This window comes from Nonomuraea sp. NPDC059194 (assembly GCF_042754765.1).
In the GTDB taxonomy this organism is placed as follows: Bacteria; Actinomycetota; Actinomycetes; order Streptosporangiales; family Streptosporangiaceae; genus Nonomuraea.
Genome location: NZ_JBHZBH010000032.1, coordinates 17,699 through 39,754 on the forward strand (window position 1 = coordinate 17,699; position 22,056 = coordinate 39,754).

Genomic DNA, 22,056 nt, shown 5'->3' on the forward strand with positions numbered 1-22,056 from the left:
CGGGTGTCTGGAGGGGCGGGCGCGCGCCACCGTCGTCGCCGTCTGCTTGTGGAGCTTGCCACTGACCCCGCCTCGATCGTGCGCCGTTGTCTCCCGCGCCAGAAGGCCGCCACCCTGATCGCATGGGCGACCGCCACTCTTCCCGCACCCCTTGGGCGCGAGCCGCCGCTTCGCCGCGTGTCGTGGCCGTGGCCGGGGTTACGGTAGCGGGTGCTCCGGGAGCGAGCACACGCCCAAGGCCAGGGTTACGGCAGCGCGTGCTCCGGAATCGAGCACACGCGCCCAAGGCCAGAGTTACGGCAGCGCGTGCTCCGGGAGCGAGCACACCCGTCCAAGCCGATCCAGGACCTCGCTCACGATCCCCGTCGAGGTCGCGAAGTTGATCCTGACGAACGTCTCCCCGCCGGGCCCGAAAGCCGCCCCGTCGCTCACCAGGATCCGCGCCTCCCGCTCCAGCACCTCGGTCATCCCCGGACGCCCCAGGTCGAGCCACGCCAGATAGGTAGCCTCAGGCGCCACGTACCCCGGAACTCGCGAGGCGATCAGGCGCCGGTTGCGGTCCAGGACGGTCATGGTGTCGCGCAGCCATCCGTCGGCGTGCTTCCAGGCGGCCACCGTGGCCTCGACGCCGAACACGTTCGCCGCGCCGTACAGGAAGGAGGGCTGTGCCTGGAGCGCCTCGCGGATCCGGGGCGGGCCGAGGTGGGCCAGCGCGCAGCGGACCCCGCCGAGGTTGAAGGCCTTGGTGGCGGACGTGAGCGTGATCGTGCGTTCGGGCAGGATCGAGGCGAACGGGATGTGTTCGGCTGGGGCGTACACCAGGTCGGCGTGGACCTCGTCCGAGATGACCAGCAGGTCGTGCCGTTCCACCTGTTCGGCCAGGGCGGACAGCTCGGACCTGGTGAAGACCTTGCCCGTCGGGTTGTGCGGGTTGACCAGGAGGAGCGTGCGGCAACCGGCCAGATCCGACAGGTCGGTGCGCAGCATGCGGCCCATCTCCTCGATCGTGCCGAGGAACGGCGGGTACGCCGGGGTGTGCATCGCGACCGCGTCGCCGGGTTCGGTGGCGAGGTGGAGGACCACCTGGAGTGCCTGGTTGAGGTCGGAGAAGGCACGGACGGCTGACGGGTCGGCGGCCCAGCCGTACCGGACGAGCATGCGCTCGGCGAACGTCTCGGCCAGCGGGCCCGCCTGCGGTTCGGCCGCCCATGTCGGGTACCCGAGGTCGCCACGGGCGCGCCGCTGAAGTGCCTCGACGATCGCGGGGGCGGTGGGGAAGTCCATGTCGGCGATCCAGCAGGCGATGACGTCAGGACCGGCGTTCGCCCATTTCAGGCCGTCTTTGGTGGGGCGGAGGAAGGTATCGTCCACCCGATCAGTGTCACCCAGGATGCGCCGAATGTCCGAAGGGCCTGGGTTGCAGGCTTTCGTCCATTGAAGGGGGCGCGGTGCTGTGCGCACACGAAGACCCGTCCGGAACGCGCGAGCCCACCACTCCGCCGCAGCCACTCGACCACCGCTCAGCACCCCGAATCAGCGCGCGGGACCCTCGGGCCGCTCCCAGCCCACCCCCTAGAGCACGCCGATCATCGCGGCGCTGCTCAGCACCCCGAACCCGCGCTCGGGACACGCCCACACCGCTCCGCGACCAGGATCGGGAGCACGCCTTCCGTGATCCGCCACCCGACCACCGCCGCTGATCAGCAGCCCGAATCGGCGCTCGCGACACGCCCACGCCGCTCCGCGACCCAGGATCGGGGACCCGCGCACCGCGCCGCTGATTGGCACTGCGAACCAGCCGGGGAAGACCCACGCCTTCGCCGCGAGGGTACGCCGACTCGATCGACCCTCGGGAAAGGTGAGGGCCGATCGAGTGGCGAGATACGGCTAGAGGCGGCGGAGAACCGCGACGACCTTGCCCAGCACGCTGGCCTCGTCGCCGGGGATAGGGTCGTAGTTGGCGTTGTGCGGGACCAGCCAGATGTGGCCGTCCTTGCGCTTGAACGTCTTCACCGTCGCCTCGCCATCGATCATGGCTGCCACGATGTCGCCGCTCTCGGCAACAGGCTGCTGCCGTACGACCACCCAGTCGCCGTCGGCGATCGCCGCCTCGATCATCGAGTCACCGGTGACCTGGAGGAGGAAAAGAGTGCCCTCGCCGACGAGCTGCTTGGGCAGCGCGAAGACGTCCTCGACACTCTCCTCGGCCAGGATCGGACCACCGGCGGCGATGCGACCGACCAGTGGCACGTAGGCGGCCGTCGGCCTGCTGACCGGCGTCTCGTCATCGCGGGCGTCGGGGTCGACCCAGAGCACGGGCTCACCCGGCAGCCTGACCTCAAGGGCGCGCGGGCGGTGGGGGTCACGCCTCAGGTAGCCCTTGCGCTGCAACGCGGTCAGCTGGTGCGACACGCTGGACGTGCTGGTCAGCTGCACGGCCTCGCCGATCTCGCGCATGGACGGCGGATAGCCGCGTTGCTGCACCGAGTCGCGAATCACCTCAAGGATCTTGCGTTGTCTGGGCGTCAGACCCAGTGAGTCGCGACGGCGGACCGCAAGGTCGCTGACGCCATTGCCGTCATTCGGCTCGCTCATGCTCTCCTCCTCGCCCGGCGGCCTGCCTCACCGGCGCAGCTTCCGGTCCGTGGTCTTCATGTCGCACACAGCGACCGTACCGCCGATGAAGATCAACTTCAAACAATTGTTCGAGTCTTCCTCGAAATCCTCGGCGACGTGGTGTACAACATCGTACGGGAGTTCGATCGACACCGTGTTCGATTCGCTGATCTTTGTTTGACCTTTTCCTTGGGTCGACGGTGGCGGGAGGTCATCAGTGCGGGCGACCACAACGACAGATTCGACCGGCCATGACGAGCAACTCACCCTGATCGCTGACATCACGAGAGAGGAGCGCCGGCGCCCGCCCGCACCCGGAGGCCGCCGCCTCCGCCTGGTCCCCCCACTTCGCGGTACGGCAGAGCGCGGCCCGGCGCCTCGCGCGGTGAGGCGGCGTGGCGCGGGGGCGTCGGTTCACGTTGAGACTCAGGGCGAGCAGGACGGTCGGAGCGACCATGTCGGCCAAGACGTTCGCAGGGGCACGCGGATCGGCGGACGGTCCGCGGGTCCACGCGAGGCCGGGGGTGGGTGGTCCGCCGGGTCGCGAGGGGCACCGGGCGGACGGTCCACAGGGCGCGGCGGGGCGGGTAACGGGCGGTTGCGGGTCGTCCGCGACCGGGAGGTGCAGGGGCGGGGCGGGCGGATGGGCGCGACCGACCCAGAGGAAGATCCGGGGGCGGGGATGTACGGCATGCGCGACCGATCGGGCGCACGAGGCGACCGGCGGGGCAGGACCGGACGCGGTGAAGGGCCACGTGGCGGGCGGGAGGAGCAGCAGGGTCGTCCGCAGGGCAAGGGCAACGGACGGCGGCGCAGGACGGTGGGCAGGGGGAGATGGCGGCGGAAGGGCGGTGCCGTAGCGGGCGCGCCACAAGGACTCGCGACTCGACCGGGTGATCCAGAGACAGGCCCCCGCGCAGGCCGGATACGCGAAGGGCGAGAGGGCGTCGGCCGGGCCCGCGAGGCGCAGCGTGAGACCCGGCGAGAGGTCCGCCGGGTCCAGGAGGTGCGGGGCGATATCCGCTGGTTCCATGAGCCGCAGGGCGAAACCCGTCGAGCACGCGAAGGGCGAGATGGCATCAGCAGGGCTCGTGAGGCGCAGGGTGAGGCGCGCCGAGAACCAGAGGGCCGACTGGAGGCCCGCAGGGCGCGAAGTGAGGCGCGCCGGGAACCGAAAGGCCGGCAGGAGGTCCGCCGAGTCCGGCAGAAGCGGGAGAGAATCCGCCGGGCCCGTGAGAGGCGGGAGCCGACCCGCAAAGCCCTGGGAGTGCGGTCGGGCGCGGGCAGGAGGCGGGGTGGTCTCCGGCTGGTCGGGGCGGAGGTGCCTGGGGAGCGAATCCAGGCTCCTCCCATGAGGCTGACGAGGCGGGGGAGGGCCGTACTCGTGGGGTTGTTCGCCCTGCTGTCGCTGGGCGGCTTCGTGCTCGGCGCCAAGGCCACCAGCTGGGCCATCGCTCAGGAGACGACCGGCGCGGGGCACGAAGGCCTGCCGTGGGTGGTCGTGGAGAAGGGCGACACGTTGTGGACCATCGCGGCTGCCGTCTCTCCGAGCGACGACCCTTCTGCTGTGGCCCGGGAGATCATGCGGCTCAACGGGTTGAGCAGTTCGCTCATCCGCCCGGGCGGGCGCCTCTACCTCCCGGACCGCTCGCCCTGACCCCGGCCAGTCAGGCCCGATGGGGAAGCGCGCGTTCTCCGAGGCCGTGCACAGTCGACGGTGGTGGTCTCTCGTGTCCGGCATCGTGCTGACTGCGGCGTGGAGCGCGCAGGGAGGATCTTCGGGCGCGGTACGGCGATGCCTCCGCTGAACATGCCGCCGAAGTTCCCGCCGGAGCGCATCGGCGGGGCCCCGAAATTGTCGGTGCCGTCTGGTGGGATGGATTTCACATCGGGAAGCGAAGGAGTGGCATGGACATCGACACGTGGCTGCCGTTCCTGCGGTGCTGGAGCGAGGAGCGGTTCTCCACGCATCCGGTGATGCCTCGTTCGGCGTTCCGAGTGCCGATCACGAGCGGCTGGCTGGGCCACGCGCCCACCTCGAAGGAGGAGCTGGACGCGGCCGAGGCGAGGCTCGGCCGCGCGCTCCCACCGTCGTTACCCGCCGTCCACCTGGTGTCGAACGGCTGACGGAACGCGGCCCGGATTCCCGGCGCACTCCGTGCCACGGGCAGGCGACCTCGAGTGGATGTGGCTCGACGCTCACGTACTACCTCGACGGGGATGATCCCAAGACGACGCTCACGGTGACGAGCGTGGTCCGCTGATGACGTCGCCGGTCACAATGATGATGCGGTTGTGGTGGTGTCCTCAGTGACCAGGGTGGTCTGACGGTGATGGCGGCCGTCACGATGAACCTGGCGGCGAGACCGACCCCGACGGCGTCATCCTCCGGTGGTAGCCGCAGATCTCCTGTCATGTGGCTTACTCGATCCCGGTGACGTCGGCGAGCGTGGTGTGCTGGCCGACGTCGTGTCGCAGGGGCACAGGTCGTTCGCCGAGCTGATTTCGCAGTCGCTGAAGACGCGGTACGAGCCGTCGCACCCCCGCCGGATCGGCGCCACAGTCGGTCTTTCCGGACGAGTCACGCCAGCGTGCCCACGTCACTCGCGTGCGACACGCCCGGCCCTGCGTGGCTGATCAGCGACTTCGATTCGGGGACCCCCGTCAACTTGCGTTCATGGTCGCGCGCTTCTACGGTTGGACCACAACATCTAGTAGTTACACCGATGTAGTTCACCACAACTTGTGTTTCCGTGACCGCTCCATGGCTGCCCGTAGAGCGGGCGCGAGCATCTGCCGACGAGCATTTTACGAGTGGTGAACCAGGTGGCGTGCCGAGGAGGCGAAGCGTGCACTGTCCGTTCTGTCGTCACCCGGACACCAGGGTCATCGACAGCCGCTCCACGGACGACGGGGCCGCCATCCGGCGTCGCCGTACCTGCCCCGAATGCGGGCGCAGGTTCACCACGCAGGAGACGGTCCTGCTGATGGTGAGCAAGCGCAGCGGAGTGACGGAGCCGTTCTCGAGAGACAAGGTGGTGGCAGGCGTGCGCAGAGCGTGCCAGGGCCGGCCTGTCAGCGAGGATTCGCTCGCGCAGCTCGGGCAGCGGGTAGAGGAGGCCATCAGGGCCAGAGGCGCGGCCGAGATCCCCTCCAACGAGGTCGGCCTGGCGATCCTCGGGCCGCTGCGGGAGTTGGACGAGGTGGCGTACCTGCGGTTCGCATCGGTATATCGCGGTTTCGAGAGCCTGGCGGACTTCGAGGCCGAGATCAAGCAACTTAAAGCCGAGAAGGGGGAGTCATGACGGAGACGGTCAGCGGGTCAGCGACGCGTGGGGGCAAGCGCAAGGGGATGAAGATGAAGAGGATCTTCACCAAGCCCGGAGTGCATCCCTATGACGAGATCACGTGGGAGCGCCGAGACGTCGTCATGACCAATTGGCGCGACGGCTCGATCAACTTCGAGCAGCGGGGCGTGGAGTTCCCCACGTTCTGGTCGGTCAACGCGGCCAACATCGTGACCACCAAATACTTCCGGGGCGCGGTCGGCACCCCGCAGCGCGAGTGGAGTCTGAAGCAGCTCGTCGACCGCGTGGTCGGGATGTACACCAAGACCGCGGTCGAGAACGGCTACTTCGCCACCGACGAGGACGCCGAGATCTTCGACCACGAGTTGAAGCACGCGCTGGTCAACCAGGTGTTCGCCTTCAACTCGCCGGTGTGGTTCAACGTGGGCACGCAGAGCCCGCAGCAGGTCAGCGCCTGTTTCATCTTGGCCGTCGACGACACCATGGAGTCGATCCTCGACTGGTACAAGGAAGAGGGTGTGATCTTCAAGGGTGGTTCGGGCTCGGGCGTCAACCTGTCCCGCATCCGCTCCTCCAAGGAGCTGCTGTCGAGCGGCGGTACGGCCAGCGGCCCGGTCAGCTTCATGCGCGGCGCCGACGCCTCCGCCGGCACGATCAAGTCGGGCGGCGCGACCCGCAGGGCCGCCAAGATGGTCGTCCTCGACGTCGACCACCCCGACATCGAGGAGTTCATCGAGACGAAGGCGCGTGAGGAGGACAAGATTCGCGCGCTCCGTGACGCCGGGTTCGACATGGACCTGGGCGGCAAGGACATCGTGAGCGTCCAGTACCAGAACGCCAACAACTCCGTCCGCGTCTCCGACGAGTTCATGCGCGCGGTCGACAAGGGCGGCGAGTTCGGCCTGCGCGCCCGCCTGACGGGCGAGGTCATCGAGCAGATCGACGCCAAGGACCTCTTCCGCAAGATGGCCAAGGCCGCGTGGGAGTGCGCCGACCCCGGCGTGCAGTACGACGACACGATCAACGACTGGCACACCAGCCCCGAGACCGGCCGCATCACCGCGTCCAACCCGTGCTCGGAGTACCTGCACCTGGACAACTCCTCGTGCAACCTGGCCAGCATCAACCTGCTGAAGTTCCTGAAGGACGACAACTCCTTCGATGTGCCGAACTTCGTGAAGCTCACCGAGCTGATCATCACGGCCATGGACGTGTCGATCACGTTCGCCGACTTCCCGACCGAGAAGATCGGCGAGACCACCCGCGCCTACCGCCAGCTGGGCATCGGCTACGCCAACCTGGGCGCGCTGCTCATGGCGACCGGCCATGCCTACGACTCCGACGGCGGCCGTGCGGTGGCCGGGGCGATCACCTCCCTCATGACCGGCGTTTCCTACCGGCGCAGCGCCGAGCTGGCCGCGGTCGTCGGGCCGTACGAGGGCTATGCCAGGAACGCCGACGCCCACAAGCGCGTCATGCGCAAGCACGCGGGCGCCAACGACAGCCTGCGCACCGTCGGCACGATGGACGCGAAGATTCACGCCGAGGCGTCCAAGCAGTGGTCCGACTGCCTCAAGCTGGGCGAGAAGAACGGCTACCGCAACGCGCAGGCCTCGCTGCTCGCGCCGACCGGCACCATCGGCCTGATGATGGACTGCGACACCACCGGCATCGAGCCCGACCTGGCGCTGGTGAAGTTCAAGAAGCTCGTCGGCGGCGGCTCCATGCAGATCGTCAACCAGACGATCCCGCGGGCGCTCAAGCAGCTCGGCTACCAGCAGGAGCAGATCGAGGCCATCGTCGAGTACATCGGCGAGCACGGCCACGTCGTCGACGCCCCCGGGCTGAAGCGCGAACACTACGAGGTGTTCGACTGCGCGATGGGCGAGCGGGCGATCGCGCCCATGGGCCACGTGCGCATGATGGCCGCCGCGCAGCCGTTCCTGTCCGGCGCGATCTCCAAGACCGTCAACCTCCCCGAGTCGGCGACGATCGAGGACATCGAGCAGGTCTACATGGAGGGCTGGCGGATGGGCCTGAAGGCCCTGGCCGTCTACCGCGACAACTGCAAGGTCGGCCAGCCGCTGTCGGCCGCGGGCAAGAAGGAGGCCCCCGCCGCCGTCGAGGCGCAGGAGCCCGAGGTCAAGGTCATCGAGGTCAACAGGCCGACCCGGCGCCGGATGCCGAACCAGCGGCCCAGCACCACCACCCGCTTCACCGTGGGCGGCGCCAAGGGCTACATGACCGCTTCGTCCTACCCCGACGACGGGCTGGGCGAGGTCTTCCTGAAGATGTCCAAGCAGGGTTCGACGCTGGCCGGCGTCATGGACGCCTTCTCCGTGGCGATGTCCATCGGCCTGCAGTACGGCGTGCCGCTGGAGACGTACGTCAGCAAGTTCGTCAACATGCGCTTCGAGCCGGCCGGGATGACCGACGACCCCGACGTGCGGATGGCGACCTCGGTGATGGACTACATCTTCCGTCGCCTGGCGCTCGACCACCTGCCCTACGACGAGCGGGCCGCCCTCGGCATCTTCTCCGCCGCCGAGCGTACGGCTCAGCAGCGCGGCGAGGACCCCGCGGTCGACAGGGAGGAGCTCGCGCAGTCGGCGCCGATCGAGGCCAAGGCCGTCGAGCCCGCCGCACCCACGTCGCCGGCGCGGGAGGCCAAGGAGCTGACGCTGGAGAGCCACCAGCGCTTCACCGCCGACGCGCCGCTCTGCATGACCTGCGGCACGAAGATGCGGCCCGCGGGTAGCTGCTACGTCTGCGAGGGCTGCGGCTCCACCAGCGGCTGCAGCTGATTCTGGGCGTCAAATAGATGTGAAGTGCCTGGTCGTGAACGGGGTGTCGGGGGTATCGACGCCCCGTTCGTGATTTCTGTCCCAGCGACTGGGCGGGGCTTGATGTCGCCGGCCACCCTGTAGTGGACGAGGGCGGCTGGTTACGCGGGTCAGGTCGATCAGTACATGACGTACTTGACGTGGCACTGTGGAGGTGCGTCTCACTGGAGGTTCCGCCATGACCGCCATTCACTTTGACAGCTATAAAGAGGCTCGCGCGCATCTCAAAGTGCTCTTGGATGCAGCCGAACGAGGCAGGGTGGCTACGGTGCGACGCGAGTCGGCTATGACTGCCTTCGTGGACGTTGAAAGACCGCGACACCACCTCGCGGTGGCCACTCCTTCTCGGGCGCACGTGGTTCCCGAAGCCGGTGGCTGGTCGGTCTTCATCCCAGGGCTTCCTGTCGCCACGGATGGCGCGACCTTCGACCAAGCCGTTGCGGAGATGGTTGAAGGGCTGCGTGAGTACGCGGAGGACTGGCAGGACCATCTGCTCGATGCGCCGAACCACCGGGAGAACTGGGGGCTGGTGCAGCTGATCAGCCTCAGCGACGACGAGCAGTTGCGGGAATGGCTGGTAGGGGAGGTCCGGTGAGCTGGCCGCAGCCCATCCGTGACCATCATGATCGCTTCTGCCGGATCGAGGGTTGGCATCTCGGGCGGAACGAACGATGAGGAACGGGGACCCATCGCGTCACGTACGAACTGGATCTTCCCGACGGCAGAACACTGAGGACGCGGATATCTCATCCGGTCGATCGAAGCGCCTACGGACCTGGCATCTGGAGTCATATTCTCCGCGACCAACTTCAGGCGTACGGCGCGCCCACGCGCCGGGCTAGGCTGGGCGGCGTGCCGGAGCCCGCAGTGATCGCCAAGGAGCTCACCATCGGGGAGCTGTCGGAGCGCAGCGGCGTGCCCGCCTCCGCACTGCGCTTCTACGAGCGGGAAGGCCTCATCAGCAGCCGCCGCACCACCGGCAACCAGCGCCGTTACCACCGCAGCACGCTGCGCAGGGTGGCGTTCATCCGGGCCTCGCAGAGCGTCGGCATGCCGCTGTCGGTGATCGGCGACGTGCTGGGCTTCCTGCCCCAGGACGTGCCGCCTACGCGGGAGTTCTGGCTGAGGGCCTCGCACTGCTGGAGCGAGGAGATCAACGCCAGGATCGAGAAGATGGAGCGGATGCGCGACCGGTTCACCGAGTGCATCGGCTGCGGCTGCCTGTCTTTCGAGCAGTGCACGCTGGTCAATCCCCAGGACACCCTCGGCACCCAGGGCCCTGGGCCGCGCCGCCTGCTGGAACCCTGACCGACGGCGACCTTGGCCCTGACCCCCCGCCGCAGGAACCCTCGCTGACGGCAGCCCTGTCAGAGGGACGCCTCACTGACGGGAGCCCTGGCCGACGGCAACCCTGGCGATGGGAACCCGGGCCGATCGGGACGATGCGATGGGGATCTTGTCCGATGGGGACTATGGCCAAAGAAAGTCCCGGCCCAAGATGACCTCGACCGAGGGTGACGCTGACCGTGGCCGATAGGGCCTCGGGCCGGGGGTGGGCCGGCCGAAGGTGTTCGTGGGCGATGGGAGCCTCGGGTCGGGGTGATCCCGGCCGAAGGTGACCCTGACCGATGGGAGTCTCGACTCACGGCGCCCTCGACTCACGGCGCCCTCGACTCACGGCGCCCTCGACTCACGGCGCCCTTGGCCGATGGGCGCAGCCGGAGGCTGCCGGAGACCGGTCGAGGCGCTGGCCGGAAGAGGCGCCACGCGACGGCACACCCACTTGGGTTCGATTGTCAGCGCTCTGCCCGCTCGGCGACACCATCTCGTGGCAGATGTTTCCGCTGGGCCGCCGCTCCCGCTGACGCAGGGCAACCTGGCGGCGGTGGCGTCGTGGCTCGACCGGCACGTGCTGGACTGCGTCGCGGCTGGACCGGCATGTCCCGGACGAGGAAGGTCAGCCGCAGTTGCTCCAATCCTTGCTGCCGCCGTACGACATCTTCGACTTGGCGTAGCCGTTCGCCATCGAGCCGAAGAACTGCACGCACATGCCCTTCCCCTGGAGCTTCACCGGGCCAGCGTAGTACTTGAACCTGCCGGTGTCGGAGTCTATCTCTTCGTACGACGCGGTGCCGTTGCCGGCAGGCCGTGCGACCCGCAGTTCGACCGTGGTGCGGGTGCTGAGCCCCTGGAGCTTCGACTTGATGGTGACGGCACAGTTGAGCCCGTTTCTGCGGTTGTAGAGCAGGTAGACGGTGCCCAGGGAACCCACCGGCGCCTTGTTGACAACGGCGAAGCCGTTGCCGCAGATCCCTTCGGGTGTGTATCCGGCGGCGTTGGCGGTCGAGGGCGCCGCCAGGACTCCGCCGAGGATCACCGTAGCCGCGAGAAGAGACTTGAACACGCTCGGTTTCCTTTCGTCAGACTGACGGATCATCATGCCGGATATTTCCTGACATGGAGGGATGAACCCGGAAAACAAGATGGTCGGGTCCGCTAGGTTGCATGCATGAATATCGCGATCACCAGCGGATATGTGGTTCCTGTCGACGGCGATCCGATCGACGGCGGTACCGTCCTCATCCAGGACGGCAAGATCGTAGCCGTCGGACGAGACATTGAGATCCCCGAGGGCGTGCCGGTCGTGGACGCCGAGGGCAACTGGGTGCTGCCCGGCTTCGTCGAGGCGCACGGCCACCTTGGCGTTCACGAGGAGGCCGACGGCTGGGCCGGCCAGGACACCAACGAGATGACCGACCCCAACGGCGCCAGACTGCGCGCGCTCGACGCCATCAACCCCGCCGACCTCGGCTTCGGCGACGCGCTGTCCGGGGGTGTCACCACGACGGTCATCAAGCCGGGCTCGGGCAACCCGATCGGCGGCCAGACGGTGGCGGTGAAGTGCTGGGGCCGTACGGTCGAGGAGATGCTGCTCCGCGAGCCCGTCAGCGTGAAGAGCGCCCTCGGTGAGAACCCCAAGCGTGTGTACGGTGACCAGAAGAAGCTGCCTTCCACCAGGCAGGGCGTGGCCGCGGTGATCCGTGACGCGTTCCGCAAGGCGCAGGACTACAAGGCCAAGCGCGAGCAGGCCGAGGCGGAGGGCAAGGCGTTCGACCGCGACGGCACGCTCGAGGTTCTGGTGAGGGTGCTGGACGGGGAGCTGCCCTGGTGCCAGCACACGCACCGGGCCGACGACATCGCCACGGCGCTGCGCCTGGCCGACGAGTTCGGCTACCGCCTGATCATCAACCACGGCACCGAAGGCCACCTGATCGCCGACCTGCTGGCCGAGCGGCAGGTCCCGGTGATCATCGGTCCGCTGTTCACCAGCAGGTCGAAGGTGGAGCTGCGCAACCGCTCGCTGCGCAACCCGGGCATCCTGGCGCGGGCGGGGGTGGAGCTGGCGATCACCACCGACCACCCGGTCGTGCCGATCCATTTCCTGGTCCACCAGGCGACGCTGGCGGTGAAGGAGGGGCTCGACCGTGGTACGGCGCTGCGGTCCATCACCGTGACTCCGGCGAAGATCATGGGGCTGGACGACCGGGTCGGGTCGCTGGCGCCGGGACTGGACGGTGACGTGGTGATCTGGTCCGGCGACCCGCTGGACGTGATGAGCAGGGCACTCAAGGTGTTCATCGACGGGCGGGAGGTGTACTCCTACTCGACCGACACGGGAGAGGAGACGATCGCCGACCCGTACTACCGCGAGTCCTGAGGTCACGCCGGAAGGGGGGCCATCGCGGGCTCCCCTTCCTTGAAAGGCCGAACGTCAGGGGAGTGGTTCGAGCATGCGGTGCGGCTGGTGGAGCGCCACGCTGACCGCGTCGGCCCTGGAGGTCTCCAGCCCCGGCCCTGGCCGTACCTCCACCTCCTCCAAACCCACCCGCACCCCGCACGCCGAGCAGTGCGCCGCCTGGTCGAGGCGGGTGCCGCAGGCGGTGTGGAAGAACAGCCGCCGCGTCCCCGTCGAGGTGAGATGGCGCTCGCCCCACTGGGCCAGCGCCAGCACCGGCAGCCACAGCTCCCTGCCCACCTCCGTCAGCACGTACTCCTCTCGGGGCGGGCTGTCCTGGTAGCGCCGTTTGTCCAGGATTCCTGCCTCGACCAGTGTGGACAGGCGCTGTGACAGCACCGCCCTGGGGATGTCGAGGTGGGCGAGGAAGTCGCCGTATCGGCGCACGCCGTACATCGCGTCCCTGATCACCAGCAGGGTCCAGCGCTCCCCGATCAGTTCCAGGGCTTTGGCCAGCGAGCAGTCCTGCCCGTCGTAGTTCTTGCCCAATGCCATGGCCCCACTTTAGTTCATTCACCGAACCATGCTAGGTTCAATGAATGAACCGACTGATCGTGGCGGCGTCGGCGCCGCTCCTTGTGCTCATGAACTACACGGTCCCGATGGTCACGCTGCCCGACACGGCCAAGGCCCTTGGCGCGGGTCCGACCGGGCCGGTGTGGATCCTGAGTGCCATCGCGCTGGGCTTGTCGTCGCTGTTGCTCGTCGCCGGCAGCCTCGCGGACGACTACGGCAGGAAGCGAACGCTGGTCGCGGGCACGGCGGTGCTCGCCGGGGCCAGCGTGGTGGCCGCGATCGCGCCGACAGTGCCGGTGTTCGTGGGCGCGCGGCTGGTGCAGGGCGCGGCCGGCGCGGCGATGCTCGCCGCAAGTCTCGGCATCGTCGGCCACGCCTTCGCGTCCGGGGCTGCCCGGGTGCGGGCCACCGCCGTCTACGGCGCGATGATGGGTCTCGGCACCGCCGTCGGGCCGCTGTTGTCCGGCGTGCTGGCCGTGTTGACGAGCTGGCGGGCGGTCTACTGGGTGGTGGCCGTCGCGGCGCTCGCGCTGATGGTGGCGGCGGCCTGCACCCTGGAGGAGTCGCGGGCGGCCGTCACGAAGGAGGAGTCGCGAGCGTCCAAGCCGCTGGAGGGGTCGCGGGTAGCCGTAGCGCGGGAGGTGTCGCGGGCGGCCAATGCGCGAGACGAGTCCGGGGTGGCCAGCGCGCGAGAGGGCTCGGGGGTCGCCAGTACGCGGGTTGAGCCGGGCACGGGTGGGCGGCGCAGGGTCGACCTGCCGGGCGTCGTCCTGCTGACCCTCGGCATCGCCGCGCTGGTCGCCGGGGTGACCGAGGGGCGCATGGGCTGGACTCGCCCGATCGTCGCCATCGCCTTCGCCGCCTCCGTGTTCCTGCTGGCTGCCTTCGCCGTGGTGGAGCGCCGGCGCCGCGAGCCGCTGCTGGACCTCGCGCTGTTCGGACGGCCGCGCTTCCTGGTCGCCACGGGCGGAGCCCTGGTCGTCGGCGCCGCCGTCATCGGCCTGCTCAGCTACCTGCCCAGTGTGCTCCAGGCCGCCCACGGGATGAGCGCGCTGACGACCGCGCTGCTGTTCGCCACCTGGTCTGGTATGTCCGTCGTGTCCTCCCTCGCGGCGGCCAGGGTACGGCTCGGCGCGGGCTCGCGGCTGTCGCTCGGGCTGCTGCTGAGCGCGGTCGGGTTCGCGGGCCTGCTCGGCGTGGTCACGCACTTCTCGCTTCCGCTGACCATCACGGGCCTGGTCGTCAGCGGTGCCGGCAGCGGCCTGATCAACTCCTCGCTGACCCACCTGGCGATCGAGAGCGTGCCGCGGCACCGCGTCAGCATGGGCTCGGGCGCGAACAACACCGCCCGCTACGTCGGCTCGTCGCTCGGCGCGGCGGCCATGGCCGCCCTCATCGGCGCGCTGGGCCTGGAGACGGGCGTGCTGGTGACCGTGATCGCCTGCATCGTGCTACTTCTCGGTACGGCGGGCGCGGTGCAGGCGCACCTTCTCGCGGTTCCCGCACCGTTTCATCGAGCACCACTGCCGGGTCCCCGCGTTTGACCTGTCGGCGAAGCGCAGCCCGCACGTGGGGGAGGCGCACACCCGCACCTGGCGCAGCTCGGGCCCGCCGATCAGCTCGACGGCGTCGCTGGCGATCTCGGCCAGCGCCGCCACCACGGGGTCGGCGGGCGGCAGCCGTACGACGGACAGGTCGGGGGCGAGCGCGACCAGGGCGGGCCGGCGTCGCGCGGCCCACCGGTTGATCGGCTCGGGAAAGCCGCGCTCGCCCGCGACGGCCGCGTCGACGCACCGGCAGATGGCCTCCCTCAGCTCCCGCGCCTCCCTCAGCAGCGTCACCCCCGCCACCGCGGACTCCTGGGGGCTCGGGCTGAACGGAAGGTCCTCGGGCAGGCCGAGCCAGGCCAGCAGGTCCTCCGGTTCGCGCAGCAGCTCCCAGCCGCCGGTCTTGCGGTCCCGGTAGGTGTTGACGAAATCCAGAGCGGGCCGCCCGCCATCCCACACCCAGTCTCGCGTTCTCATGCCTCTAACCCTATGATGGGGTTAACCCTGTAACCGTACGATGGAGTTACATGATGGCGGAGTCACGGATGGCCCAGATCGGCGACCTGCGCATGCACTACCTGATCGAAGGGGAGGGCCCGCTGCTGATGCTGCTGCACGGCTGGCCCCAGACCAGCCACTGCTGGCGGCACCTCATCGCGCCGCTGGCCGAGCAGTTCACAGTCGTGGCGCCCGACCTGCGCGGATACGGGCTGACCGACAAGCCGCGCACCGGGTTCGACAAGCGCACCATGGCCGCGGACGTGCGCGAGCTGGCAAGACAGCTGGGCCACGAGAGGGTCACGCTGGTCGGCCACGACAGGGGCGGGCGGGTCGCCCACCGCTACGCCCTCGACCACCCCGGCGAGGTCGAGCGCCTGGTCGTCATGGACATCATCCCCACCAGGGAGATGTGGCGGCGCTTCGACATGACCTCAGGCTTCGCGCTCGGCACCTGGCACTGGACCTTCCACCTGCAGCCCGACCTGCCCGAGCGGCTCGCGGGCGCCGACGTGCGCGGCTATCTCGGCTACTTCTTCGACAAGTGGACCGTCCAGCGGGCCGCGCTCGACGTGGAGGAGTACTACCGGGCCTTCTCGCAGCCGGGTGCGTTGCGGGCGGGTTTCGACGACTACCGAGCCTCCTTCCCCGACGACGCCGCACACGACGACGCCGACTACGACGCGGGCAGGCGGCTGGAGATGCCGGTGCTCGCCCTGTGGGGCTCGGCGGGCCTGCCCGCTCGCGTCGACGTCGAGGAGGCGTGGCGTGACTACGCCCGCGACGTGCGGGGAGCGGAGATCCCCGACTGCGGCCACTTCCTGGCCGAGGAGCGCCCCGACGTCGTGCTGTCCCACCTGCGCGACTTCCTGAAGGCCTGATCATGAAAGGCGGTCACCAGCGCCGGGCGGCGCCCATGACGTGCAGCAGGGCCTCGCGCCTTCCCGTGAACTCGGCGGGCGCCATGCCCTCCCGCTCGGCGCGCAGGTGGAGCATGGCCAGCTCCGTCGCCGCGTGCTGGTAGTCGGACATCGCCCTGGACAGGCCCGCCCGCTTGGCCCACCGCCGCGCGTGCCTGCGCGATTTGAGCGAGCCCAGCATGCCGACGTCCTGCGGGGTGACGACCCCGGTGGGCAGGTACCAGGGCAGCACGCCGCCGATCATGGCGAGCACCCGCCTGCGCTCCTTGACGGTCACCACCACGAGCACGACGATCACGGTCAGTTCGAGCAGGTAGGCGCCGCCCAACGCGGGCAGGCTGCCCAGCGTCGCGGCGCCGTTCCAGGCTCCGTGCAGCAGGATCGCGCCCAGGTAGCCGAGCGGGATCGCCAGCCATCTGGCCGGGTGTCGCCTGGTGGCGGCGTAGGCGACGCCGAGCCCGATCATCGAGGTGTAGACGGGGTGGCCGAGCGGCGAGATGAGGCCGCGCAGCACGAACACGCCCACCGCGTCGTCCGCCCCGCCCTGCATGAACGCGACGAGGTAGTAGCCGACGTTCTCCACCAGCGCGAAGCCGAGGCCCGCCATGGCCGCGTAGATGATGCCGTCGGTCAGCCCGTCGATCTCCCTGCGCCTGCGCAGGAGCAGCAGCAGCGCCGCGCCCTTCAGGCCCTCCTCGGTGACCGGGGCCAGGACGACGGCGCCGATGTTGCCGGCCACCGCCTCGCCGTACCCCGCGTTGAGGACCAGCGCCTGACCGGCCAGGCTCAGCACGAGGGCGAGCAGCACGGCCACGCCCGCGCCCCAGACGAAGGCGAAGGCGAGGCTGAGCTTCGGCTCGGGCTCCAGCCTGTCGAGCGCCAGCACGGCGGCCAGCAGGACGGGCAGCGGCGCCAGCGCCATGAGCGCCGCCAGGCCGAAGCCGGAGGGTTCGTTGGACAGCAGCATCGACGCCAGCGTCAGCAGGGCGCACAACCCCGAGACCACGAGGCCGATGATGAGCGCTTTGCTCGGTCGCGGATAGAGCACCGCCGGGCGGGTAACACCAGTCACCCTCTCACGGTGCTCTTCCACGCTGTACGGACGGTTGACGCCTACTTACCGGCCTTGAGCACCGCCTCGACGATCGAGCGGCGCCCGAGCGGGTCGGCCAGCGCCCACCTGGTCGCCGGTGCGCTGCCAGCCGAACATCGAGTGGGCTCGCCGTGCGTGGCGTAGCTGGTCGCCGCGATGGTGAAGGACGACATCGAGCCCGCCTCGGCCCCCCTGACGCGGGGGCGCTGGAACGGCGGGATCCCGACGTCGGCCGCCGGGTCCGCGAGCAGGTCCTCGGCTACGCGGACTGGCCCGGTAGCGACCGGATCGCGGCCATGGTCAAAGATGGGCAAGGCAGGATTCAGTTCGACAGAGGGGACCTCATGGCCTGGGACGAGATCACGTCAGAGCAGGAGCTGCGCGAGCTGCTGGGCGAGGTGATGCCCAGGGCCGTGACCAAGGACCGGGCCGCGCTCCACGAGCGCGACAGGGAGTGGCTGGCCAACTCGCCGTTCTGCCTGATCTCCACCGCGGACGCCGACGGCAACTGCGACGTCTCGCCCAAGGGCGACCCCGCCGGATTCACCCACGTCATCGACGACACGACGATCGCCATCCCCGACCGCCCCGGCAACCGCAGGGCCGACGGGTTCCGCAACGTCCTGACCAACCCGCACGTCGGCCTGCTCTACCTGGTTCCCGGGCGGGGTGAGACGCTGCGCATCAACGGCAGGGCCAGGCTGGTCAAGGAGGCGCCGTTCTTCGACGAGATGATCGTCAAGGGCCACCGGCCCAAGGTGGCGATGGTCGTGGAGATCGAGCAGATCTTCTTCCACTGCGCCAAGGCGTTCCTGCGCTCGAAGCTGTGGGAGCCGGAGACGTGGAACCCCGGCGCGCTGCCGTCGCACGCGACGATCATCAAGAGCCTGCAGAAGGTGGAGGAGTCTCTCGAAGAGCTGGAGCGCTACTACGGAGACTCCTACAAGGAGAAGCTGTACAAGGCCTAGTCAAGCGGCGGGGGTGGGCCCCGACGGCAGGCGGATCACGTTGCGGCCGCTGTAGGCGCTCAGATCGACGACCGTGGTGTCGGTCGGGGTCGGCTTGCGGCGGCCGGCCGTCCTGATGTCGCGGACCTTGTGCCGCGCCACACGCGATGGCACTACCTCAAGCGTCTTCCTCACAGAGCCCCCCGGCGTGATGTTTTCGTTACATCACATTACTTACAGAATGCCCCATAAGTCCCATGTAAAGATCGCGTCAGTACGGCAGCTTCCGCCCGGACGGTGACCGCAGGTCGAGGTCCTGAGGCCGGGCCGGCTGGCGCTTGGACGATGTCTTCACGATCCTGGTCTGTCGCATGATCTGCCCCCTTTGCTTGCCTCCACAGTGGACCCGGCCGCTTGACGGCCACTTGGCGCGCGCTTGCGGTCCGCCTTCGCGTCAACCTGAAGGCCACGCGCAGCGCAACTCCGCAGCCTGCACCGGCGTCTAACCCGCCGTGGGGGATCCAGAGCGCATCGGAGACAACTGGCTGGCCGGACGGCTCGGCGAGGGCGGCCAGGGAGTCGTCTACGAGGCCTACGACGGCCAGGGCCGCAGGGTGGCGGTCAAGGTGCTGCACACCGCCGATGCGAAACGGCTGGCCAGGGAGGCGACCGCGGCCCAGCGGGTCGCCTCGTTCTGCACCGCCCGCGTCCTGCGCGTCGAGACGGAGGGGCCGCGGCCGCACATCGTCTCCGAGTACGTCGAGGGGCCGAGCCTGCGCAGGGCCGGCCGCGTCTTCGCCGGAGACGACCTCCACCGCCTGGCCACCGCCGTGGCAACCGCACTGACCGCCATCCACGAGGCGGGCGTGATCCACCGCGACCTCAAGCCGGACAACGTGCTGCTCAGCCCCGACGGGCCCAGAGTGATCGACTTCGGCATCGCCAGGACCGCGGACATGTCGCTGACCAGGAGCGGCGAGGTCGCGGGCACCCCCAGCTACATGGCGCCGGAGATCTTCACCGGTCAGCGCGCGACGCCCGCGGTCGACGTGTTCGCGTGGGGCGCGGTCGTGCTGTTCGCCGCGACCGGCGAGGACCCCTTTCCGCGCCGACCACCTGGGCGGCGTCATGCACAGGGTGCTGTCCGCCCAGCCCGACCTGAGCATGCTTCCCGAACGGCTGGCCGCGCTGGTGGCCGCGGCGATGGACAAGGACCCCGCCCGCCGTCCCACCGCCCGTGACCTGCTGCTCGCGCTGGTCAGCGGCGCGGCCACCGACACCGGGGCGCTGCTGGCGGCGGGCAGCCGCTCGGCTATGGGCGTGCACGTACCCGACACGGCCGATCCCGCCCTCGGCACGATCGCCGAGGACGCCTTCGGCGGGCTCGGCCCGCGCGAGCGCGAACTGGCCCCCGAGGTGTTCCTGCGCCTGGTCGCCGTCGACGAGGACGGCAGGGAGACGGGCAGGTGGGCGCCCAGGTCGGAGCTGTCCGACGGCGACAGGAGCGAGGCGGTCGAGCGGATCCTGCGCGCCTTCTCCTACGTCGTCACCGAGAAGGACGGCATGGTCGCGCTGTCGCGCCCCGCGCTGCTGCGGGCCTGGCCCAGGCTGCGCAGGTGGGTGGAAGCCGACAGGGCCGGTCTGGTGGTCCTCACCAGGCTCAGCAGCGCCGCCAGGCAGTGGGCCGACCACGGCCGCCGCGACGGCGATCTGCTGCAGGGCAGCCACCTGGAAAGCGTGCTGAGCTGGGCCGCGACGGGGCGCAAGCACGTCACGCTCACCCCGACGGAGCGCGACTACCTGCGCGCGGGCACCGAGCTGACCAGGAAACGCGCGCGACGGCGCAGGCTGACCACGGCGGCGCTGGCGGGCCTGCTCGTGGTCGCGCTGGTGGCGGGCGGGCTCGCGCTCTGGCAGGCCAGGCGCGCCGACGCCCAGCGCGACGCGGCCACGGCGCGCAACGTCGCCACCGAGGCGGCGGCGCTGCGGGCCGGCGATCCCGTCAAGGCGATGCTGCTGACGGTGGCCGCCTGGCAGATCTCGCCCGACGCCGACACCCGCTCCGCGCTCACCTCCTCCTATCAGCAGAGCGAGCGGGCCGCCTTCCACGACCCGCCGGTCGAGGGGGTGGCGCTGCGCACGCTCACCCATGACGGGCGCTTCCTGGTCAGCGTGAGCGAGAGCGGCGTGGCCGTCCACGACGTGCGGTCGGGGCGCAGGACGCGCGGCTGGGCCGTACCGGGGCTCGACAGCGAGCACCTGTTCGACGTCTCGGTCAACGGCAGCGGGCGGCGGGTCGCGGTGACGACCGAGAAGAAGATCACCGTGTGGGACGTCGCGACGGGCAGGCTGGTGGCCCAGCGGGCGATGCCCGAGGGCTCCGGCGGGCGCGGCGCCGACTACGGCGACAGCGAGTCCACGCTGGCCGTGAGCCTCACCGACGAGCTGATCCACCTGTGGGACCACGACACGGGCCGCACGTTCGGCGGGGTCCTCGACGAGGGGTACCAGGCCGCGCAGTACCCGCTCGTCGACAGGACGGGACGGATGCTTGTCGTGCCGGGCGATCCGCGCTTCTACGTCCGCCGCCTGCCCGCGTGGACCAAGGACGACCGGCTGAACGCGGCATGCCAGGGCCAGCCGTACGCGGCGGCCTTCAGCCCCGACGGCAGAACGCTGGCCTGCGCCGGCGCCGAGATCCGGCTCGTCGACCCCGCGACGGGCAGGAAGCTGCCGCTGCGGGGCGGCGACAATCAGTTCTGGCCCGCGGCGCCGTCCTGCGAGCTGTGTGACGCGGCGGCCAAGGGCCTGCGCTTCAGCCAGGACGGCCGCTACCTGGCCGCGTTCGCCGACCGGTCGCTGCGCGTCTGGCGGGTCGACGGCCAGCGGCAGGTCCTCGCCTACCAGGCAGAGGGCGAGCTGACCGACGTCAGGTTCGACGGCGAGGTCGTGCGCTACCTGCTCGACGACACCGTCGTCACCCTCGACCTGGGCGCGCGCGTCACCGACTTCCGCACCACCCGCGCGCCGTGGGGTACCGAGCTGAGCCCCGACGGCAGGTGGGCGCTCGTCCGGCCGGACGAGAACACGATGGTGCTGTGGGACCTGGCCGCCCGCCGGCAGGTGTGGACCACCCGCGCCCCCGGCATGACGGTCTTCGACCGGCAGGGCGAACGGCTGGTCACGATCCCCGACAGCGGCCGGATGACGATGTGGGACGTCGGGACGCGCCGGCGGCTCTGGACGGCGCCCGTGCCGTTCGGCGTCTCGCCGGTCCGGGCGGAGTTCACCCGCGACGGCCGCACGCTGGTCCTCACCAGCGCGCTGACCGAGACGCTGACCGACTTCCGGCTGACCCGCCTCGACACGGCGACGGGCCGCGCGTTCGGCACGGTGACCACCCGCAGCCCCGGCGGCGTGCTCACCCCCGACGGCAGGCGCCTGGCCTCGGCCGACGGCAGGATCTACGACCTGGCCACCGGCAGGCCGCTCGGCGCCGGGTTCGGCTCGGGCGTCCTGGCCGTCAGCGACCAGTCGGTGCTGGCCGTCAGCGGCGACCGCACGGGCCGGATCGCGCTGCGCGGCCTGGACGGCCCGGCGACGTCCGCGCCCCTGCTCAGAGGCGTGAGCGAGCGGATCGCCCACCTGGCGTTCGCGCCGAAGGGCGACGTGCTGGCCACCGTGGGCGACGATCCGGGCACGCTGCAACTGTGGGACGTCCGCGCCCGCCGGCGGCTCGGTGGCCCGGTCAGCGCGTACGCCGACGGCCTGCCGGGCGAGGGCGGTCTCGCCTTCAGCCGCGACGGAGGCGTCCTGTACGTCGCCGAGGACGACGGCCTGATCCACGAGTTCGTGGTGGACCCCGCGAGGATGGCGGGCCTGGTCTGCGAGCGGGCCGGGCGCGAGCTGACCGAGCGGGAATGGCGCGAACACTTCGATCAGGTCCCCTACCGCAACCTGTGCGGCGCCTGA

21 protein-coding genes are annotated in these 22,056 nt (G+C 70.0%); 12 read left to right on the top strand and 9 right to left on the bottom strand.

What is annotated here, in order from left to right:
* Positions 1–294: 294 nt before the first annotated feature.
* The 3 genes from ACFXJ8_RS31580 to ACFXJ8_RS31590 form a co-directional block, all read right to left on the bottom strand.
* The gene (locus ACFXJ8_RS31580) at positions 295–1,371 is read right to left on the bottom strand and encodes a MalY/PatB family protein (RefSeq protein ID WP_379647632.1); all 1,077 of its coding nucleotides are present in this window, start codon (positions 1,369–1,371) and stop codon (positions 295–297) included.
* Between the two features lie 516 nt (positions 1,372–1,887).
* Positions 1,888–2,595, bottom strand: a complete 708-nt coding sequence (gene lexA / locus ACFXJ8_RS31585; RefSeq protein ID WP_379647633.1) for a transcriptional repressor LexA — start codon at positions 2,593–2,595, stop codon at positions 1,888–1,890.
* 27 nt (positions 2,596–2,622) lie between these two features.
* Positions 2,623–2,847 carry a hypothetical protein gene (locus ACFXJ8_RS31590; RefSeq protein WP_379647634.1) on the bottom strand — a complete coding sequence of 75 codons (225 nt, stop codon included), beginning with the start codon at positions 2,845–2,847 and terminating at the stop codon, positions 2,623–2,625.
* Positions 2,848–3,967: 1,120 nt separating this feature from the next.
* Between ACFXJ8_RS31590 and ACFXJ8_RS31595 the strand changes: the two genes are divergently transcribed.
* From ACFXJ8_RS31595 to soxR, 6 genes are all read left to right on the top strand, one after another.
* Complete coding sequence (locus ACFXJ8_RS31595; RefSeq protein WP_379647635.1) at positions 3,968–4,273, top strand: LysM peptidoglycan-binding domain-containing protein; 306 nt, start codon at positions 3,968–3,970, stop codon at positions 4,271–4,273.
* Between the two features lie 251 nt (positions 4,274–4,524).
* Positions 4,525–4,743, top strand: a complete 219-nt coding sequence (locus ACFXJ8_RS31600; RefSeq protein ID WP_379647636.1) for a hypothetical protein — start codon at positions 4,525–4,527, stop codon at positions 4,741–4,743.
* Positions 4,744–5,465: 722 nt separating this feature from the next.
* Complete coding sequence (nrdR, locus tag ACFXJ8_RS31605; RefSeq protein WP_379647637.1) at positions 5,466–5,921, top strand: transcriptional regulator NrdR; 456 nt, start codon at positions 5,466–5,468, stop codon at positions 5,919–5,921.
* The gene (locus ACFXJ8_RS31610) at positions 5,918–8,728 is read left to right on the top strand and encodes a vitamin B12-dependent ribonucleotide reductase (RefSeq protein ID WP_379647638.1); all 2,811 of its coding nucleotides are present in this window, start codon (positions 5,918–5,920) and stop codon (positions 8,726–8,728) included. Before nrdR ends, ACFXJ8_RS31610 begins: the two co-directional genes overlap by 4 nt.
* Before the next feature lie 217 nt (positions 8,729–8,945).
* Positions 8,946–9,362, top strand: a complete 417-nt coding sequence (locus ACFXJ8_RS31615; protein ID WP_379647639.1) for a prevent-host-death protein — start codon at positions 8,946–8,948, stop codon at positions 9,360–9,362.
* A 257-nt stretch (positions 9,363–9,619) separates the two neighbouring features.
* The gene (gene soxR, locus ACFXJ8_RS31620; RefSeq protein WP_379647640.1) at positions 9,620–10,075 is read left to right on the top strand and encodes a redox-sensitive transcriptional activator SoxR; all 456 of its coding nucleotides are present in this window, start codon (positions 9,620–9,622) and stop codon (positions 10,073–10,075) included.
* 649 nt (positions 10,076–10,724) lie between these two features.
* Here soxR and ACFXJ8_RS31625 read toward each other — a convergent pair.
* Positions 10,725–11,171 (bottom strand): hypothetical protein, encoded by a 447-nt coding sequence (locus tag ACFXJ8_RS31625; protein WP_379647641.1) that lies wholly within the window; start codon positions 11,169–11,171, stop codon positions 10,725–10,727.
* A gap of 105 nt (positions 11,172–11,276) precedes the next feature.
* Between ACFXJ8_RS31625 and ACFXJ8_RS31630 the strand changes: the two genes are divergently transcribed.
* Complete coding sequence (locus ACFXJ8_RS31630; protein ID WP_379647642.1) at positions 11,277–12,485, top strand: amidohydrolase; 1,209 nt, start codon at positions 11,277–11,279, stop codon at positions 12,483–12,485.
* 54 nt (positions 12,486–12,539) lie between these two features.
* Here the strand turns inward: ACFXJ8_RS31630 and ACFXJ8_RS31635 are convergent, their stop codons facing one another.
* Entirely contained in the window at positions 12,540–13,058 is a 519-nt protein-coding gene (locus ACFXJ8_RS31635; protein WP_379647643.1) for a winged helix-turn-helix transcriptional regulator, read from the bottom strand.
* Between the two features lie 44 nt (positions 13,059–13,102).
* Here ACFXJ8_RS31635 and ACFXJ8_RS31640 point away from each other — a divergent pair, with 44 nt between their 5' ends.
* Complete coding sequence (locus tag ACFXJ8_RS31640) at positions 13,103–14,623, top strand: MFS transporter (RefSeq protein ID WP_379647644.1); 1,521 nt, start codon at positions 13,103–13,105, stop codon at positions 14,621–14,623.
* Here ACFXJ8_RS31640 and ACFXJ8_RS31645 read toward each other — a convergent pair.
* Entirely contained in the window at positions 14,531–15,103 is a 573-nt protein-coding gene (locus ACFXJ8_RS31645) for a CGNR zinc finger domain-containing protein (RefSeq protein WP_379647645.1), read from the bottom strand. The two genes, ACFXJ8_RS31640 and ACFXJ8_RS31645, sit on opposite strands and share 93 nt — an antisense overlap.
* A 50-nt stretch (positions 15,104–15,153) precedes the next feature.
* Here ACFXJ8_RS31645 and ACFXJ8_RS31650 point away from each other — a divergent pair, with 50 nt between their 5' ends.
* Positions 15,154–16,005 (top strand): alpha/beta fold hydrolase, encoded by an 852-nt coding sequence (locus tag ACFXJ8_RS31650; RefSeq protein ID WP_379647646.1) that lies wholly within the window; start codon positions 15,154–15,156, stop codon positions 16,003–16,005.
* A gap of 13 nt (positions 16,006–16,018) precedes the next feature.
* Here the strand turns inward: ACFXJ8_RS31650 and ACFXJ8_RS31655 are convergent, their stop codons facing one another.
* On the bottom strand, positions 16,019–17,092 hold the full coding sequence (locus ACFXJ8_RS31655; protein WP_379647647.1) for a PrsW family intramembrane metalloprotease: 1,074 nt from the start codon (positions 17,090–17,092) through the stop codon (positions 16,019–16,021).
* A gap of 65 nt (positions 17,093–17,157) precedes the next feature.
* Entirely contained in the window at positions 17,158–17,451 is a 294-nt protein-coding gene (locus ACFXJ8_RS31660; RefSeq protein WP_379647648.1) for a hypothetical protein, read from the bottom strand.
* 30 nt (positions 17,452–17,481) lie between these two features.
* Here ACFXJ8_RS31660 and ACFXJ8_RS31665 point away from each other — a divergent pair, with 30 nt between their 5' ends.
* Positions 17,482–18,105, top strand: a complete 624-nt coding sequence (locus tag ACFXJ8_RS31665) for a pyridoxamine 5'-phosphate oxidase family protein (RefSeq protein WP_379647649.1) — start codon at positions 17,482–17,484, stop codon at positions 18,103–18,105.
* Here ACFXJ8_RS31665 and ACFXJ8_RS31670 read toward each other — a convergent pair whose 3' ends face one another.
* Complete coding sequence (locus ACFXJ8_RS31670) at positions 18,106–18,258, bottom strand: hypothetical protein (protein ID WP_379647650.1); 153 nt, start codon at positions 18,256–18,258, stop codon at positions 18,106–18,108.
* 338 nt (positions 18,259–18,596) lie between these two features.
* Between ACFXJ8_RS31670 and ACFXJ8_RS31675 the strand changes: the two genes are divergently transcribed.
* A complete protein-coding gene (locus tag ACFXJ8_RS31675) occupies positions 18,597–19,325 on the top strand; it encodes a serine/threonine-protein kinase (protein WP_379647651.1) in 729 nt (242 codons plus the stop codon).
* Entirely contained in the window at positions 19,213–22,056 is a 2,844-nt protein-coding gene (locus ACFXJ8_RS31680; protein ID WP_379647652.1) for a hypothetical protein, read from the top strand. The genes ACFXJ8_RS31675 and ACFXJ8_RS31680 overlap by 113 nt, the downstream gene beginning before the upstream one ends.

What these genes read in the sequence shown, in the direction of transcription:
- ACFXJ8_RS31600 (WP_379647636.1), top strand. Translation starts at nt 4,525, where the DNA reads ATGGACATCGACACGTGGCTGCCGTTCCTGCGGTGCTGGAGCGAGGAG.
- ACFXJ8_RS31630 (WP_379647642.1), top strand. Translation starts at nt 11,277, where the DNA reads ATGAATATCGCGATCACCAGCGGATATGTGGTTCCTGTCGACGGCGAT.
- ACFXJ8_RS31645 (WP_379647645.1), bottom strand. Translation starts at nt 15,103, where the DNA reads ATGAGAACGCGAGACTGGGTGTGGGATGGCGGGCGGCCCGCTCTGGAT.
- ACFXJ8_RS31650 (WP_379647646.1), top strand. Translation starts at nt 15,154, where the DNA reads ATGATGGCGGAGTCACGGATGGCCCAGATCGGCGACCTGCGCATGCAC.
- ACFXJ8_RS31595 (WP_379647635.1), top strand. Translation starts at nt 3,968, where the DNA reads ATGAGGCTGACGAGGCGGGGGAGGGCCGTACTCGTGGGGTTGTTCGCC.
- ACFXJ8_RS31615 (WP_379647639.1), top strand. Translation starts at nt 8,946, where the DNA reads ATGACCGCCATTCACTTTGACAGCTATAAAGAGGCTCGCGCGCATCTC.
- lexA (WP_379647633.1), bottom strand. Translation starts at nt 2,595, where the DNA reads ATGAGCGAGCCGAATGACGGCAATGGCGTCAGCGACCTTGCGGTCCGC.
- ACFXJ8_RS31635 (WP_379647643.1), bottom strand. Translation starts at nt 13,058, where the DNA reads ATGGCATTGGGCAAGAACTACGACGGGCAGGACTGCTCGCTGGCCAAA.
- ACFXJ8_RS31610 (WP_379647638.1), top strand. Translation starts at nt 5,918, where the DNA reads ATGACGGAGACGGTCAGCGGGTCAGCGACGCGTGGGGGCAAGCGCAAG.
- ACFXJ8_RS31680 (WP_379647652.1), top strand. Translation starts at nt 19,213, where the DNA reads ATGCACAGGGTGCTGTCCGCCCAGCCCGACCTGAGCATGCTTCCCGAA.
- ACFXJ8_RS31640 (WP_379647644.1), top strand. Translation starts at nt 13,103, where the DNA reads ATGAACCGACTGATCGTGGCGGCGTCGGCGCCGCTCCTTGTGCTCATG.
- ACFXJ8_RS31665 (WP_379647649.1), top strand. Translation starts at nt 17,482, where the DNA reads ATGGCCTGGGACGAGATCACGTCAGAGCAGGAGCTGCGCGAGCTGCTG.